15 protein-coding genes are annotated in these 15334 nt (G+C 73.7%); 11 read left to right on the plus strand and 4 right to left on the minus strand.

Going from position 1 to position 15334, the window contains the following annotated elements; genetic code table 11:
- The 4 genes from ACWCQ1_RS07435 (at nt 1) to ACWCQ1_RS07450 (ending at nt 4971) form a co-directional block, all read left to right on the plus strand.
- Nucleotides 1-1236 carry a beta-ketoacyl-[acyl-carrier-protein] synthase family protein gene (locus ACWCQ1_RS07435; protein ID WP_451026148.1) on the plus strand — a complete coding sequence of 412 codons (1236 nt, stop codon included), beginning with the start codon at nt 1-3 and terminating at the stop codon, nt 1234-1236.
- A 124-nt stretch (nt 1237-1360) separates the two neighbouring features.
- A complete protein-coding gene (locus ACWCQ1_RS07440) occupies nt 1361-2326 on the plus strand; it encodes an aldo/keto reductase (RefSeq protein WP_358597764.1) in 966 nt (321 codons plus the stop codon).
- A gap of 113 nt (nt 2327-2439) precedes the next feature.
- A complete protein-coding gene (locus ACWCQ1_RS07445) occupies nt 2440-4158 on the plus strand; it encodes a 3-hydroxyacyl-CoA dehydrogenase family protein (protein ID WP_451026037.1) in 1719 nt (572 codons plus the stop codon).
- 81 nt (nt 4159-4239) lie between these two features.
- Nucleotides 4240-4971, plus strand: a complete 732-nt coding sequence (locus tag ACWCQ1_RS07450) for an HAD family hydrolase (RefSeq protein WP_451026038.1) — start codon at nt 4240-4242, stop codon at nt 4969-4971.
- Here the strand turns inward: ACWCQ1_RS07450 and ACWCQ1_RS07455 are convergent.
- Entirely contained in the window at nt 4931-5836 is a 906-nt protein-coding gene (locus ACWCQ1_RS07455) for a ScbA/BarX family gamma-butyrolactone biosynthesis protein (RefSeq protein WP_133044092.1), read from the minus strand. The two genes, ACWCQ1_RS07450 and ACWCQ1_RS07455, sit on opposite strands and share 41 nt — an antisense overlap.
- A 128-nt stretch (nt 5837-5964) precedes the next feature.
- Between ACWCQ1_RS07455 and ACWCQ1_RS07460 the strand changes: the two genes are divergently transcribed.
- A complete protein-coding gene (locus ACWCQ1_RS07460) occupies nt 5965-6651 on the plus strand; it encodes a ScbR family autoregulator-binding transcription factor (RefSeq protein ID WP_133044091.1) in 687 nt (228 codons plus the stop codon).
- Complete coding sequence (locus ACWCQ1_RS07465; RefSeq protein ID WP_358597752.1) at nt 6648-7373, plus strand: HAD family hydrolase; 726 nt, start codon at nt 6648-6650, stop codon at nt 7371-7373. Before ACWCQ1_RS07460 ends, ACWCQ1_RS07465 begins: the two co-directional genes overlap by 4 nt.
- 118 nt (nt 7374-7491) lie before the next feature.
- Here ACWCQ1_RS07465 and ACWCQ1_RS07470 read toward each other — a convergent pair whose 3' ends face one another.
- On the minus strand, nt 7492-8262 hold the full coding sequence (locus ACWCQ1_RS07470) for an SDR family NAD(P)-dependent oxidoreductase (protein WP_358597749.1): 771 nt from the start codon (nt 8260-8262) through the stop codon (nt 7492-7494).
- Between the two features lie 182 nt (nt 8263-8444).
- Here ACWCQ1_RS07470 and ACWCQ1_RS07475 point away from each other — a divergent pair, with 182 nt between their 5' ends.
- The 3 genes from ACWCQ1_RS07475 to ACWCQ1_RS07485 all read left to right on the plus strand — a co-directional run bounded on the left by ACWCQ1_RS07475 (nt 8445) and on the right by ACWCQ1_RS07485 (nt 11326).
- The gene (locus tag ACWCQ1_RS07475; RefSeq protein WP_358597746.1) at nt 8445-9056 is read left to right on the plus strand and encodes a TetR family transcriptional regulator; all 612 of its coding nucleotides are present in this window, start codon (nt 8445-8447) and stop codon (nt 9054-9056) included.
- A gap of 182 nt (nt 9057-9238) precedes the next feature.
- The gene (locus tag ACWCQ1_RS07480; protein WP_451026039.1) at nt 9239-10354 is read left to right on the plus strand and encodes an IS701 family transposase; all 1116 of its coding nucleotides are present in this window, start codon (nt 9239-9241) and stop codon (nt 10352-10354) included.
- Nucleotides 10355-10519: 165 nt separating this feature from the next.
- Nucleotides 10520-11326, plus strand: a complete 807-nt coding sequence (locus tag ACWCQ1_RS07485; RefSeq protein ID WP_133044086.1) for an AfsR/SARP family transcriptional regulator — start codon at nt 10520-10522, stop codon at nt 11324-11326.
- A 9-nt stretch (nt 11327-11335) separates the two neighbouring features.
- Here the strand turns inward: ACWCQ1_RS07485 and ACWCQ1_RS07490 are convergent, their stop codons facing one another.
- Complete coding sequence (locus ACWCQ1_RS07490) at nt 11336-12280, minus strand: LysR family transcriptional regulator (protein WP_358597739.1); 945 nt, start codon at nt 12278-12280, stop codon at nt 11336-11338.
- A 141-nt stretch (nt 12281-12421) separates the two neighbouring features.
- Between ACWCQ1_RS07490 and ACWCQ1_RS07495 the strand changes: the two genes are divergently transcribed.
- Nucleotides 12422-13894 (plus strand): MFS transporter, encoded by a 1473-nt coding sequence (locus ACWCQ1_RS07495; protein WP_133044085.1) that lies wholly within the window; start codon nt 12422-12424, stop codon nt 13892-13894.
- A gap of 142 nt (nt 13895-14036) precedes the next feature.
- On the plus strand, nt 14037-14864 hold the full coding sequence (locus ACWCQ1_RS07500) for an MBL fold metallo-hydrolase (RefSeq protein ID WP_451026040.1): 828 nt from the start codon (nt 14037-14039) through the stop codon (nt 14862-14864).
- Nucleotides 14865-14906: 42 nt separating this feature from the next.
- Here ACWCQ1_RS07500 and ACWCQ1_RS07505 read toward each other — a convergent pair whose 3' ends face one another.
- Nucleotides 14907-15281: a hypothetical protein gene (locus ACWCQ1_RS07505; RefSeq protein WP_133044084.1), complete on the minus strand. Its 375-nt coding sequence runs from the start codon at nt 15279-15281 to the stop codon at nt 14907-14909.
- Nucleotides 15282-15334: the final 53 nt, after the last annotated feature.

Raw genomic sequence — 15334 nt, forward strand, 5'->3', positions numbered from 1 at the left:
GTGGCCCGGGGCCGCGGTGTCGCGGTCACCGGTATGGGCCTGGTCACCCCGGCCGGTATCGGGGTGGAGGAGAACTGGCGGCGCGTGCTGTCGGGCGTCTCCGCCGCGGCCACCGACCCGGAGCTGAAGGGCGAGAAGGTCGACATCTCCTGCCGGGTCCCCGGCTTCGACCCCACGGCCGAGCTGGGCCGGCGCACCGCCTGGAAGCTGGACCGCTTCACCCAGCTCGCCGTGGTCGGCGCCCGGCAGGCGGTCGCCGACTCCGGCCTGGACACCGGCTCCTGGGACTGCACCCGGGTGGGTGTGGTCATCGGCAACTCGCTGGGCGGCGCGACCACGCTGGAGAAGCAGCTGCGCACCTACTCCGAGGGCACCCCCGAGGACGTGTCGGCGCTGATGATCCCCATGAGCATGGTCAACATGGTCGCCGGATACGTCGCGATGGACCTGCGCATCCACGGCCCCAGCCTGGTCACGGCGACCGCGTGCGCGTCGGGGGCGTCCGCGATCGGCACGGCCCGCGAATGGCTGCTGTCGGGCCTGTGCGACGTGGTCCTGGCCGGCGGGACCGAGTCGGCGATCAGCCCCGGCACGCTCAACGGGCTGTCCCGGATGGGCGCCCTGTCCGGCCGTACGGACGAACCGGCTGCGGCGTCGAGGCCGTTCGCGGCGGACCGGGACGGCTTCGTGGCCGGCGAGGGCGCGGCGATCCTCGTCCTGGAACGGTGCGAGGACGCCACCGCCCGCGGTGCCCGGCGCTACGCGGACATCGCCGGGTTCAGCGCCACGTCCGACGCGCACCACGCCACCGCCCCGCATCCGCAGGGCGAGGGTCTGGCCCGGGCGCTCAGGGCGGCGCTGGACGACGCCGGCGTGCTCCCCGGCGAAGTGGAGCACGTCAACGCGCACGGCACCTCCACCCCGATGAACGACCTCACGGAGGCCCGTGCCCTGTATTCGGTGCTCGGCGACCGTGCGGCGGTGACCTCCACCAAGGGCGTCACCGGCCACACCCTCGCCGCGGCGGGTGCCGTCGAGGCGGCGTACACCGCGCTGGCGCTGTACCACGGGGCCATGCCGCCCACCGCCAACGTGCTGTCGCTGGACCCGGCGATCGACGTCGACATCGACGTGGTCACCGGGGCGGCGCGGCACCGGCGGATGAGCGTCGCCGCGAGCACCTCGCTGGGGTTCGGCGGACACAACGCCGCCCTGGTCCTCACCGCCGCGGCCTGACGGGGCCGGGGTGACAGCACCCCGGCCCCCTGCTCCCCCCCGCCTCCCCCCTGCTCCCCTCGACCCCCTCGACCCCCTCGACCCCCTCGACCCCCTCGACCCCCTCGACAGGAAGGAACCTCACGTGAGCACGCGTGTCCTCGGCTCCACCGGACTCGCCGTCCACCCCGTCGGCCTCGGATGTATGGGAATGAGCTGGGGCTATGCCGAGTCCCGGCGCGACGACGCGGTCTCGGTCGCGGTGATCCGGCAGGCCCTGGACGCCGGGCCGGTCCTGCTGGACACGGCCGACGCCTATGGCGCCGGCCACAACGAGACCCTCGTCGGCCGCGCTCTCGCCGGCCGCCGCGGCGACGCCGTGGTCGCGACCAAGACCGGCATCGTCGTGGACGACCTCGCCACCCGCACCCTGAGCCGTGACGGTTCCCCCGAGCACATCCGCCGCTCGGCCGACGCCTCCCTGAAGCGGCTCGGCGTCGACGTCATCGACCTGTACTACCTGCACCGGGTCGACCCCGCCGTACCGCTGGAGGAGTCCTGGGGCGCGCTGGCCGAGCTGGTGCGGGCGGGCAAGGTGCGCCACCTCGGGCTGTCGGAGGTGACCCGGGAGCAGGCCGGGGCCGCGCACCGCGTCCATCCGGTGGCGGCGGTGCAGTCCGAACTCTCCCTGTGGACGCGGGAACCGCTCGACCCCGGCACCGGGATCTCCGGCTGGTGCGCCGAACACGGCGCCGCGTTCGTGCCGTTCGCGCCGCTCGGCCGGGGGTTCCTCACCGGGCGCTACACCCGCCCAGAGGACTTCGAGTCCGGCGACTTCCGGGCCACCAACCCCCGTTTCACGGGTGCCGCGTTCACCTCGAACCTGCGCATCACGCAGACGGTGGAGAAGGTCGCCGCCCGGCACGGGGCGACCGCGGCGCAGGTCGCCATCGCCTGGACTCTCGCGCAGGGCGAGCATGTGATTCCGGTCCCCGGCACCAAACAGTCCCGGTATCTGGCGGACAACCTGGGCGCGGCCGGACTGCGCCTGACGGCGGGCGACCTGCGGGAGCTCAACGCGGCTCCTGCCGCCACGGGTAGCCGCTACTAGGCCGACCGCCGCGCCCTCGTGGCTGGTCGCGCCCCGCGGCGGAGCCGCATGTCGACACGGCCCCGCGCCCCTTCCCTCACCCCGGACACCCTCCCCACCAACAGGAGCACACCATGCCCGATCAGCCCGGCGGCACCCCCGCGCCGCCCCCCTGCACCGTCGCCGTCGTCGGTCTCGGCGGTACCGGACTGGCCCTGGTGCGCCGGCTGGCCCGTGCGGGGCTCGCCGTCGTCGGTGTCGACGACGACCCGGCGGCCCTGGCCCGCGCCGAGGAACTGAGCCCGCCCGAGCGCCCCCGTACGGTGTCCCGCTTCCCTGCGGGGCTCGCCGAGGCCGACGTGGTGATCGAGGCCGTACCGGAACCGGCGGCACTGAAGCGGCTGGTGCTGGCCAGGGCGCGCCGGCTGCTCAGGCCCGGCACCCCGGTGGTCACCACCGCGCTGACCACCCCCCTCGCCGAGCTGCGGGAGGCCGCGGGTTCCGACCTGTTCGCGCTGCGCTTCCTGCGCGCCGACGACCTGGACGCCGTGGAGGTCGCCCGTGCTCCCGGCGCCGGGGATGCCGCGGCCGAGCGGGTGGAAGGGGTCCTGACGGCGGCCGGGATCACCGCGCACCGGGTCGTCGACCGGCCCGGCTCGCTCGCCCCCGGTCTGCTGCTCGGCCTGCTGAACCGGGCGGCGTGGATGGTCCACGAGGGGTACGCCGACGCCGAGGACGTCGACACCGCCATGCGGCTCGGCGCGGGCTGGAAAGAGGGGCCGCTGGCGGTGCTGGACGCGATCGGTCTGGACACCGCACGCGACCTGCTCTCCCGCCTCGCCGGGACGGCCGACGGGCACGCGGCCCCGGCACCGGTCCTGGACGAGCTGATCGCGCGGGGCGCCCTCGGCCGCAAGACGGGCCGCGGCTTCCACCACTACGGCCGCGAGGAGGGGCCGCGCCGCCGCGCGGAGCCGACCGCGCCGCCCGGCCGCCGGGTGGTGGTCGTGGGCTCGGGGACGATGGCCACCGGCATCGCGGAGTCCTTCGTGCGCGGCGGCTTCGACACCACGCTGCTGGCCCGGACCGAGGAGAAGGCACGGGCGGCCGCGGAGCGCGTGGAGTTCGCCCTGCGGCGCACGGGCGCGGACGAGGAGGCGGGCGGGGGCGGTTTCAGGGCGACCGCGGACCGCTCGGTGCTGGGCGCGGTGGACGTCGTCGTCGAGGCGGTGGTGGAGGACCTGGAGGTCAAGCGGCGGCTGTTCGCCGAACTCGGCGCGGTCTGCGCACCGCGCACCCTGCTGGCCACGTCCACCTCGAGCCTGCCGGTCGCCGACTGCACCGAACCCGCGGGCCGCCCCGCCGACGTGCTGGGCCTGCACTTCTTCAACCCGGCCCCGGTGATGCGCCTGCTGGAGCTGGTCCCCGCGGCGGGCACCAGCGAGCACTCCCTGGCCCGCGCCCGCGCCGTGGCCGAACGGCTCGGCAAGCGGACGGTGCGCTGCGGCGACCGGGCCGGTTTCATCGTCAACGCGCTCCTCTTCCCGTATCTGAACCAGGCTCTTCACCTGCTCGACGCGGACGAGACGACGACCGCCGCACTGGACGCGACCGCGCGGTCCGTGGGCGGTCAGCCGCTCGGCCCGGTACGGCTGCTCGACACCGTCGGGGCCGACGTGGCCCTGGAGGTGCAGCGCCGGCTGCAGGCCGACCCGCGCTGCCGGGCACCGGAGTCGGCCCCGCTGCTGAGGCAGCTGGTGGCCACGGGACACCTCGGCCGCAAGACGCCCGGCAAGGGCACCCGCGCCTACCTGACCTCACGCGCCGGCGCATCGGTCCCCGCGGCCGCCTGATACCGCCGGGCGGTGGCCCCTCCTCCCCCCGGGGGCCGCCGCCCGGCCTCTCCCACTCACCCACCCGGAAGGCCGTAGCCCATGTCAGAAGTTGCCGACGCCCCCGTCGAGATCGCCTTCTTCGACGTCGACGAGACACTGATCACCGTCAAGAGCATGTTCCGCTTCCTGCGCTTCCACTACCGCGAGCGCGGCCTGCCGCCGTCGGTGTACGAGGAGGCGGCGGGCACCCTGCGGCGCCGGTCGGCGGCGGGTGTCTCCCGGCTGGTCACCAACCGCGAGTACTACCGCCTGTACGCCGGCCGCCCGCGTGAGGAGCTGTTCGCGCACGGCCGGGCCTGGTTCGACGCGGAACTCGCCGGGGGCTCGCTGCTGCATCCGCCGGTGGTGTCAGCGCTACGCCGGCACCGGGCTCGGGGGGCGCTGATCGTGCTGGTGTCGGGCTCGTTCCGGCCCTGTCTGGAGCCGGTCGCCGAACTGCTCGGCGCCGACGAGATCCTGTGCAGCGAGCCGGAGTACGCCGACGGCGTCTGCACGGGCCTGGTGGAGCACCCGGTCATCGGCGTCGAGAAGGGCCGACTGGCGCGCACGCTGATGCGGCGGCGCGCGGTGTCCCCGTCGCGCGCCGCCGCCTACGCCGATCACGCCTCCGACCTCGACCTCCTGCGCTCCGTCGGCCGTCCCGTCGCCGTCGGCGACGACATGGTGCTCGGCGCCCATGTCGCCGCGGTGGGCGGAGAGACGTTGCCGGGGGTCGGCCGGACGGCGGACGTCAGCCGGTCCGGTCGCCCGCGACCGACACCAGCGCGGTGAAGCACAGCCTGCCGTCCTGGTGCATCGTCACCAGGAAGCGGGCCCGGCCGAGCTGGTCGTCGGGCAGCAGCTGGGCGTCCACCCAGCAGGGGGAGTCGAGTTCGACGTAGCGGTGGAAGACCGTCTCCATCGCCTCGGCGACGCCGACCCGGGGGTGGCGCAGGGTGCGCACGGCCTGTTTGGCCGCCTCCAGCAGGAGGATGCCCGGGGCGTGGTCGCTGGGGTGGTCGAAGTACATCGGATGGTGGGTGTCGATCCGCAGCTGCCAGCGGTCGGTGGTGTCGGTGGGCGAGAGCACCACGTCCCGGAACTCCTCGCCGGCGCCGGAGACCGGGGGCGGCAGCGGGCGGCTGCGGGCCAGTTCCAGCATGCGGTGGGCGTCGCCGTGGGAGCCGCGCAGGCGGTCGTAGATGGCGGGCGGCTGGATGGTGAACCGGGTGTGGGCGGTGGCCAGTTGTTCGCCGTCGCGCTCCACGGTGATGTGCAGGGACAGGGCCGTGACCCGGTCGCGGCGGCGGACGACGTCGTAGCAGCGGATGTGCAGATCGGGCCGGCCGCCGGTGCCGTTCTCGCGCAGGTTCGGCAGGTTCAGCGCGTAGCGGTACTCGCTCCAGAGCAGACGGTGGCCGAACGGCACGCCGTAACCGGCGTGCGACAGCAGCGGAAAGGTCTGCCGAATCGTTTCGGTGAGGAGAACGGCGCCATCCCCCAGGTCACCGGCCTCGGTCCAGTCCGCCGCGATCAGGAACTCGTCCTCCGCCAGGCGCTCGAGACCCGAGAGCAGTACCTGCCCGGCGTCGTGCTTGTGGACGAGACCCTTCTCGACCCGGACCGGTATCGCAGCAGTCGTCGCCGACTCGTTCATGTGGAACCCCCCTGTTTTTCGCGCCTGTTGTGCCGCGTCGACATGCGCTGCCCCGCCCAGTGGCGAAGGCGCGCCACGGCCAGTAACATAGAGGACGTTCTTTTTCTTGTCGAGACCGGGACGCAGCCATGACACGAGCGAACACGCATCGCGCACCCAAGCAGGAGCGCGCGATCCAGACCCGAGAGCAGCTCCTGAAGGCGGCCGCGGAGGTCTTCGACGAGTACGGCTACGCCGGCGCCGGGATCAACAAGATCCTGCAGCGTGCGGGCGTGACCGCGGGGGCGCTGTACTTCCACTTCAAGGACAAGCAGAACCTCGCGATGGAGGTGATGAACGCCCAGCGCAGCACCATCGAGCCGCACGTGCCCACGACCGGCCTGCAGCGCCTGGTGGACATCACCCTCATCTGGTCGCACTCGCTCCAGGCCGACCCGCTGCTGCGGGCCGGCGTCCGGCTCACCGGCGAGCAGGCCGCCTTCGGCCTGCAGGACGCCACGCCGTACACCGTCTGGGCCCGCAGCTTCGAGGAGTGCCTCGAAGTGGCGCGGGCCGAGGGCGAGTTGCGTGAGCACGTACGCATCGAGGAGCTGGCCGAGTTCGTCGTCGGCGCGTGCACGGGCATGCAGGAGTTCGCGCAGGTGGTCTCCCGGCGCGCCGACCTGCCCCGCCGCACGGTGAACATGTGGCGGCTGCTGCTGCCCGGCATCGCCACCGGCCCCGCTCTGGACAGGATCGAGAACAGCGAGGAGCGCGCGTTGTCCCTGTGGACGTCCCTGAGCGCGCCCGGCCAAGGGGAGGGAACCCGATCATGACCTACCGTCCGCACCGGCTGAGACTGGCCGCCGTCAACATCGACGGCGTCCTGCTCAACGACACCTTCAGCCCGCTCATCCACCGGTTCGTCACCCGCCGCGGCGGCGTCTACTCGGCCGACGTCGAGCGCAGCGTCTTCTCGCAGCGGCAGGCCGACGCCGGCCGCGCCATGGCGGCGGCGGTGCCGCAGTCGCTGACCGGCGAGGAGGCACTGGCCGCCTACTTCGAGGAGCGCGCCGCCTACCTCGCCGACCACCCCGTCGAGGTCACCGAGGGAGCCGGGGCGCTGCTGGGGCGGCTGCGCGCCGCCGGGCTGGACGTGGTCTGCTACGGCGGCCTGGCCAAGTCCCACTTCGACGAGCATCTCGGCGCCCTCGCCCACCTGTTCACCCCGCCCCACTACCTCTGCACCAACGACGTGCGCCCCGGACTGCGGGAGATCACCGCGCACTTCGGCCTGGAGCACGGCCAGGTGCTCTTCGTCGACGACGTCGCCCGGGTCGCCGAGGCGGCGCGCGCCCTCGGAGCGCCGTTCATCGGCCGCCCCACCCGCTTCGAGCACAGCCACCAGGCCGAACTGATGCGCCGGGCCGGGGTCCGCCACCTCGTCGACGCGCTGGACGAGATCGACGAGCCGCTGCTGCGCACCCTGGACGAGGAGGCGACGGCCGGCACGCTGTGGCCGGCGGGAGCCGGGACGCCGGTGCCGGCGTCCCGTTAGGCACGGCCCACCCCGGACCGTCCGGGCGCCTCGCGGGAACGGGGCCCCGGACGGTCCGCGGGCTCCCGGACGGTCGTACGCCAACTCACACGCCCCGCCCGGACGGTCGTACGTCGCCTCAGACGGCCAGCGTGCCGCCGTCGACCGGGACGGTCGCGCCGGTCACGAAGGACGACGCGTCGCTGCACAGCCACAGTGCCGCCTGGGCGATCTCCACCGGGGCGGCGAACCGCTTCTGGACGGCACGCGCGAAGAACGTCTGCTCCACCCCGGGCATCTGCGCGACGGCCGCCTCCATCATCTCGGTGAGCGTGCTGCCCACGGCCAGCGCGTTGACCCGGATGCCCCGGTCCCCGTACGAGGCCGCCGCGGCCTTGGTCAGGCCGATCACCGCGTGCTTGGCGGCCACATAGGGCGCGCCCACACCCGTGGCGATCAGTCCGGCCACGCTGGCGGTGTTGACGATCGCGCCGCCGCCGGTGCGGAGCATGGCGCGGACCTGGTGGCGCATGCAGTTCCACACGCCCCGGACGTTGACGTCCATGACGGCGTCGTAGTCGTCGTCGGACATCTCGTGCAGATCGGTGCCGAGAGTGGCGTGCCCGGCGTTGTTGAAGGCCGCGTCCAGGCGGCCGTAGCGCTCCACGGCCGTCTCCACGACCCGTTCGACGTCCTCACCGCGGCGTATGTCGCCGGGAACGTGGGTCGCGCGGCCTCCCTTCGCCTCGATCTCCTCGACCACCGAGGCGAGTTCCCGCTCCCGGCGGGCCGTGAGCACGACGGCCGCGCCGCGCTCGGCGAAGAGCCGGGCCGCCGCCGCGCCGATGCCCGACGAAGCCCCGGTGACCATGACCACTCGGCCGTCCATTACGCACGTCTGTTCGATCATGACACCCAGTCAAACAGCCGTCACCCGGAGAGTCAGCCGGATGGGGCAGCTGTTATCAGCCAACCTGCCAAGAACGTTCCGAGCTGCTCGTTCTCCGGATCTCTTGGGAATCTCTTGACCTATCGTGGTGCTGTCGCGGACCTGCCGCGGCGCACGGGGGCGGGAGGAAGGACGAGGCGCACGTGGCGAGGCAGGAGAGGGCTGAGCAGACCCGGCAGCGGCTCATCGAGGCCGCGGCCGCCGAGTTCGCCGAACACGGCTACGACGGCACCTCCCTGCACGGGATCGTCAGGACGGCCGGGGTCACCATGGGCGCGCTGACCTTCCACTTTCCCAGCAAGTCGGCCCTCGCGGACGCGGTCCAGGAGGCCGGCGCCGCCACCACCCGCGAACTCCTCGACGCCACCGCGCCCGCACCGGGACTGCAGGGCGTGCTCGACGAGGTGCTGGCACTGGCCTCGGCCCTGCGCACCGCCCGGACCGTCCGCGCCGCCGCCCGGCTCACCCGCGAAGGACACGCCGCCGGCCACGGCTGGTACGACTCCTGGGCCCCCGGACTGCGCGAGGCACTGGAGCGGGCCTGGTACGAGAGGCGCCCGGACAGCGGACTGACCCCGCTCGCGGCCACCTCGCTGCTCTCCCACGTCCTGCTCGGCGTCGAGGCCACCTCCGCCGCCCCGGACGCGCTGCGGCCGGTCACCGGCGACGCCCCCGAGGAGAGCCTCGCCCAGGCCCTCAAGGCCCTGGGCGCCCTCCTCGCCCCCGCGAACACCCCTGGCCCGGCCGGGGACTGACCACCCCTCACGTCGGCGGAACGCCTTGTTCCGTATGCAATTCCCCGCACCCGGCGGATCCCTCCTGTCGCAGCTCAGAGGCTTGCGCGCACCACGGCGCCCCGCTCCGTCCGGAAGTCCGGACTAGAAACATAGAGAATGTTCTGTATATTTGTGGCCCACCGGGAGAGAGGAGCCCGTCCATGGGTACGGCCACCACGCGGATCCCCCCGGCCCAGCGGCTGTTCGCCCATCTGCCGCGGGCCGACCAACGGCGCTGGGCCGACGTCTATCTGAGGGGGCTGCTGGCCACCCCGGGGAAGAAGACGCTGCGGCGCATAGCGGCCTCGGTGACGTCCTCCCCGACGGCGCCCCAGTCGCTGCAGCAGTTCGTCAACGACAGCGCCTGGCCGTGGCGGCCGGTCCGCGCCGAACTGGCGCGCTGGATCGCCGAGCAGACCGCCGCGCACGTCTGGACGCTCTCCCCCGTGGTCATCCCCAAGCGGGGCGCGCTGTCCGCCGGTGTCCACCGGCGCTTCGTGCCCGCCTTCGGACGCACCGTCAACTGCCAGCTGGCCGTGGGCGCTTTCCACTCCGGCGCGTTCGGCGACCTGTCCGTGGACTGGCGGCTGTATCTTCCGCGGCGCTGGACCGAGGACGCGGCGCTGCGGCAGCAGGCCCGCATACCGGAGTCCACCGGGCACGCCACCGTGGCCGAGCTCTGCCTCTCCCTCGCGGCCCAACTGGCGCGGAACACACCGCGGATGGCGCCGGTGGTCGTCCACACCGACGGTCACATCGACGCCGAACCCGTGATCGCGGGCCTGCAGGCCCGTGGTCTGGAGTGGATCGTGGCCGTACCCGACACCCTGCCCCTGTCACCGGCCCCGGCCGACGGCCCCCACCCGGCGGACCTGGCGGCGCCCACCCCGGCCCCGCAGCCGGCGGGCGACCTGCTGCGGCGGCGCGCCCGACCGGCCGCCGACGGCCCCCTCGCCCCGGGTCGGTCCCGGCTCGGCACCGTGCGGGTCCTGCTGCCGGGGGCCGGGGCGGGCCTGCTGGTCGGCGTCTGGACCGGCTCCCGGCCGCGGCCCGACCGGATCTGGCTGACCAACCTGCCCGAGGCGGACACCCGCGCCCTCGACGTCATCGGTTCCGCGAGCGCCGTACGGATCGGGGACACCGAGGCCGACCTCGGCCTGCACGACTTCGCCGGCCGGTCCTACCCCGGCTGGCACCGCCACGCCACGCTGGTCTCCGTCGCCTCGGCGCACCGCAGCCTCGGGCACGCCGCGTGTCCGGCACCGGGCGGCGGCTGACCGCCGTACCCGGGCCGAGACCGTCGGCCGACGGTCTCCCCCCTCCCCCCGCACCCCCCACCCAGCACCACGGGAACCCCGCAGCGAGGCCGGGCTCCCGCCGATCCGTTCGCCCGTACACCGCAGGCCGCGCCGGGCGGTGACACCCAACCTTGAGGAGTGGCTGTGGAGTTCCGCGTCCTTGGACCGATCGACATCCGCGAGCAGGGGCGAGACGTCACCCCCAGCGCGCCCAAACAGCGGCAGGTGCTGGCCCTGCTGATGGCGAAGGCCAACCACCGGGTGTCCGTGCCGGCGCTGCTGAGCGAGGTGTGGGACGGCGAGCCGCCCCGGACCGCGACGACCGCACTGCAGACGTACATAGGGGCGATACGCAAGGCACTCGCCGCCGGCGCCGGCACCAGTGTCCGCGACATCGCCGAGCACCGGCTGGTCACCGACGGCAACGGCTATGTGCTGCGGCTGCGCCCCGAGGACTGGGACCGCCCCCGCTTCGAGCGGCTGGTCCTGGAGGCCCGCGGGCTGCTGGAGAAGCGCGAGGCGCACACCGCCACCGAGGTGCTGAGCGACGCACTGGCCCTGTGGCGCGGCGCGCCCTTCGGCAACGTCCGGCACGGCAGCCGGCTCACCGTGCAGGCCCGGGTGCTGAACGAGGCGCACCTCGCGGCCTGCGAGGTGCGGATCGACGCGCTGCTGCTGTGCCGGCGCTTCCAGGAGGCGGTCGGGGAGGCCGTCGCCCTGGTCGACGAGCACCCGTACCACGAGAACCTGCACACCCAGCTGATGCGGGCGCTGTACGCCTCGGGCCGCCGGGCGGCGGCGCTGGAGGTCTACCAGTCGCTGCACCGCCGTATGACCGACGACCTCGGCATCCCCCCGTCACCGTCCACCACCACCCTGCACCACGTCATGCTGCAGGACAGCCCCGACCAGCGGTACCTCGCCGCCGCGGGCGCCGGCGCCCTGCGCTGAGGCGTCCGGTCAGGTGCCGGCGTCCCCGTCCGTCCACAGGCTCTCCACGGCCCGCGTCGGGCCGCCCAGCCCGCGGACCTCGTCCATGGCGACCCGGACGAAGGCCCGTAACCGGGCCGTCTCGTGGCCGGTGGGCCACACGAAGGCGTAGTCGATGCCCGGGGCGTCAGTGAACGGCTTGAAGACCAGGCCCGGACGGCTGTAGTAGTGCGCGCCGGCGGCCGCCACCGGTGTCACGCCCTTGCCCGCGAGTACCAGCGAGAGCGCGTCCTCCCAGTGCGTCATGGCCTGCCCGTGCGGAATGGGCCGCCCCGACGGCGTCTGCCGCGGGAAGTGATGGTCCAGCCAGTGCGCCGGCACGTTACCGGCGACCGTCAGCAGCGTCGCCTCCGCCAAGTCCTCCACGCTCACCGCGTCGCGCCGCGCGAAGGGGTGCGTGGACGCCATCAGCAGCACCCTCGGCTGCGAGACCAGCACCGGACCCAGCGTCAGATCGGGCTCGGCCACCGGAGGTTCGGTGACCTGCAGCTCGATGTCCCCGGCGCGCAGCGGGCCGTAGGGGTCCGAGATCTGCACCTGCCGTATCTGGACGTCCACACCGGGATACCGGCGTCCGAACACCTCCGCCAGGCTGTGCAGCAGATGGCCCGTGAACGCGCCGGAGAATCCGATCCGCAGCGAGCCGGTGATGCCCCGCCCGGCCGCCATGGCCCTCGCCACGGCCTCCTCGACCCCCCGCCACGCGGGCGCGAGGTCGTCCCTGAGCTGTTCCCCGATGGGGGTGAGGGTGACCTGGCGGCTGGTGCGGTCGAACAGCTTGGCGCCGACACGGCGCTCCAGCCGGGCGATGGTCTGACTGACCCGGCTCTGCGAGACGCCCACCCGCTCGGCGGTCCGCCCGAAGTGCAACTCCTCCGCGAGGGTCAGGAAAATCTCGATCTCCTGGCGTTCCATGACCGCCTCTCCCGCGCCCCTCACTTCCGCGACCTCGAACGATGAGCTCAGCGAATCGATCGTTGCACAGATCGTCCTTGTTGCGCAGGTCCCCCGATTCGAAGCTGATCAGGTAAGCCGGATCGCCAGGAAGGACCGCTCATGGCCGTCACCGAATCCTCACCCCCCGCCCACCCCACGCACGACGTCGCCGCACCGCCCGGGCCCGCCGCCGAAGGTTCCGCCTTCGGGACACGGGAGTGGCTGGTGCTGATCACCCTGTGCTGCGCCACCTTCATGTGCGGCCTGGACTTCTCCATCGTCACCGTCGCCCTGCCCGACATCGGCAGCGCCCTCGGGTTCTCCTCGGCCGGCACCCTGCAGTGGGTGGCCACCGCCAGTCTGCTGCCGTCGGCGAGCCTGCTGCCCCTGTTCGCCCGGGTCGCCGACCTGATCGGCCGCAAGCGACTGTTCACCCTCGGCGTCGCCGTGTTCACCCTGTTCTCGCTCGGCGCCGCCCTCGCGAACAGCCCCGGCATGCTGATCGCCACCCGCATCGGCCAGGGCACCGCCGCCGCGATGATCGCCCCCGCCGCCATCGCGCTGATGACCGGCTACTTCCAGGAAGGGCCCAAGCGCGCCCGCGCCCTGGGCCTCAACGGGGCCGTCATGTCGCTGGGCTTCGTGCTCGGCGCGCTCGGCGGCGGTGTCATCACCAACGGCTTCAGCTGGCGCTGGACCATGGTCGCGCTGTGCGTGATGGGCGCCGTGGCGCTGGCCGGCGCGCTCGCCCTGCCGTCGATCCACGAGTCCGGCGCCGCCCGGCGGATGGACATCCCGGGTGCGATCCTGGCCACGCTCGGCCTGTTCGGTCTGGTCTACGGCATCTCCACCGGCGGTGACCAGGGCTGGACCCGCCCCGCGGCCCTCGGCCCGATCGTCGGCGGCCTGGTGCTGCTGGCCGCGTTCCTGCTGGTCGAGCGGCGCCACCCGGAGCCGCTGGTGCCGCTGTCCGTGCTGAACCGGCCGTCCGTGAAGTGGTCGGGGCTGTTCGGTGTCATCACCTTCGGCATGTGCGCCGGTACGACCGTGCTGCTCAGCCTGTACATGCAGGACGTGCTCGGCTTCACCGCCCTGCAGGCCGGTCTGAGCTACCTCGGCGAGGGCGCGGCGGCGACCCTCGGCGGCATGTACGTCGCGAAGCTGCTGGGCCGGTTCGGCGGGGTGCGGGTGCTGGCCGCGGGCCTGCTCATCCAGGGCGTGGGCACGGTCGCGATGTTCGCCCTGCCCCAGGACGTGAACCTGGCCGCCCTGCTCGTCACGTCCTCGGTCATGGGGCTGGGCCACGTCTTCAGCGTCGTGTCGTTCATCACCGTCATGACCACGGGCGTCACGGAGGAGGACCAGGGTGTCGTCGGCGGCCTGTCGCAGCTGCCCCAGTACGTGGCCGCGATCGGCGTCTCGGGTCTGAGCGCGATCGCCGCCGCCCGCACCAACGCCCTCTCCTCGGGAGCCGCTCCGTCCCGCGCCGACATCCTGGGCGGACTGCACGCGGGCATGGTCACGGCCGGTGTCGTCGCCCTCGTCGGCGCCCTGCTCGTGGGGACCGTACTGCGCAAGCGGACCGCGGCGTAGGCCGTCCCGTGTCCGGCACACGGCATCGCCCGCCGGCACCGTCCGCGCACCCGGCGCGGCCGTCCGCCGCCACTCGGCGGACGGCCGCGCCGTCCCCGTGTCCGAGCCGCGCCGGGCACCTTGGCCCGCGAGGAGAGCATCCGTGAACGACAGCCGACTGCGCCGGCCCTCCGCCGTGCGCACCCTGCGCGTGGGGGAGCTGAAGGTCAGCTACGTGCCCGACGGGGCGATGCTGCTGAAGCCCGCCGGGACGCCGCCCGGGACCGCCGACGGCCCCGGGAGCGGGTACGGCGCCCACCTCAACGACACCCGGCGGCTGGTCGCCAACACCGGCGGCCTGCTCGTCGAGTTCCGCGGCCGGGCCCTGCTGATCGACGCGGGGTTCGGTCCGCGCGCGGTGCCGGAGGACCCCGGCGACCCCGGCCGGGGCGCGGTGCACGGCGGCTCGCTGCCCGGCAACCTGTCCCTGCTGGGGCGGTCGCCCGAGGACATCGAGACGGTGGCCTTCACCCGCCTCCGCCCCGACCGCACCGGCTGGGCGTGCGTCGACCCGCCCCTGTTCACGCAGGCCGACTTCGTGATCCACAAGGCCGCGTGGGACCCCCGTGACCCCGCGGTGGCGGCCCTCGGACCCCGGACCAGGCCGGTGCTCGCGGGCGACGAGGTCTTCCCCGGGGTCCACGCCCTGGCCCTGCCCGGTGACGGTGCCGAACAGGGCGGCTTCGTCATCGCCTCCCACGGCACCCGGCTGCTCGCCTTCGGAGACGCCCTGGTCTCCTCACTGCAGATACGGCACCCGGAGTGGTCCGCGGTCCCCGACGCCGACCCCGCCCGCTCCGCACACGACCGGCGCCTGCTGATCGCCGAGCTCCTGCGCCCGGACACCCTCGGCTTCGGCATCCGCTTCGCGGACGTGGTCTTCGGCCGGGTACGGCCGCACGGGACGGGGGCGGTCTGGCACCCCCTGTGATCCGCGGCCCCGTCACGCACGGCACCGGGCCGGGCGCGCGTCTCAGCGGTCCGTGTAGGTGAGGTCGCCCACCGTCCACGCGCTGACGTCCTTGATCGCGACGCGGTACATGCCGCCCGTCTCCGGGATCCCGAGGCTGCCCTGCAGGATCCGGGCGAGATGGAAGTGCAGATGGGTGGGCGCCTCGCCGCGTGCGGGGCCCTTCGCTCGCGGTGGGCCGGCGAAGACGTCGGAGAACGGGCCGAGGCGGTCCGAGTTCTTCAGGACCTCCGCCACCCGCTCGCGCCACACGGCCTCGGGCGCCAGCCGGCCGGTGATGACGGCACCGCCGACGACCACGGTGAGCGCCATCTGATTGCTCCGCTCGGACTCCACCGCGGCGGAGATGGCGACAAGCAGCTCATCTGGGTTCGACATGAGAGGAGTTTATTCCGGACCGGCCGCACGCCGGGCCGAGCGGGTTGTCCGCG

Source organism: Streptomyces sp. NPDC002144, from assembly GCF_053593695.1.

Bases quoted from the DNA above. Each gene is read 5' to 3' on its own strand.
- ACWCQ1_RS07495 (WP_133044085.1), top strand. From the start codon at position 12,422: ATGGCCGTCACCGAATCCTCACCCCCCGCCCACCCCACGCACGACGTC.
- ACWCQ1_RS07470 (WP_358597749.1), bottom strand. From the start codon at position 8,262: ATGATCGAACAGACGTGCGTAATGGACGGCCGAGTGGTCATGGTCACC.
- ACWCQ1_RS07455 (WP_133044092.1), bottom strand. From the start codon at position 5,836: ATGAACGAGTCGGCGACGACTGCTGCGATACCGGTCCGGGTCGAGAAG.
- ACWCQ1_RS07445 (WP_451026037.1), top strand. From the start codon at position 2,440: ATGCCCGATCAGCCCGGCGGCACCCCCGCGCCGCCCCCCTGCACCGTC.
- ACWCQ1_RS07480 (WP_451026039.1), top strand. From the start codon at position 9,239: ATGGGTACGGCCACCACGCGGATCCCCCCGGCCCAGCGGCTGTTCGCC.
- ACWCQ1_RS07465 (WP_358597752.1), top strand. From the start codon at position 6,648: ATGACCTACCGTCCGCACCGGCTGAGACTGGCCGCCGTCAACATCGAC.
- ACWCQ1_RS07505 (WP_133044084.1), bottom strand. From the start codon at position 15,281: ATGTCGAACCCAGATGAGCTGCTTGTCGCCATCTCCGCCGCGGTGGAG.
- ACWCQ1_RS07460 (WP_133044091.1), top strand. From the start codon at position 5,965: ATGACACGAGCGAACACGCATCGCGCACCCAAGCAGGAGCGCGCGATC.
- ACWCQ1_RS07450 (WP_451026038.1), top strand. From the start codon at position 4,240: ATGTCAGAAGTTGCCGACGCCCCCGTCGAGATCGCCTTCTTCGACGTC.
- ACWCQ1_RS07490 (WP_358597739.1), bottom strand. From the start codon at position 12,280: ATGGAACGCCAGGAGATCGAGATTTTCCTGACCCTCGCGGAGGAGTTG.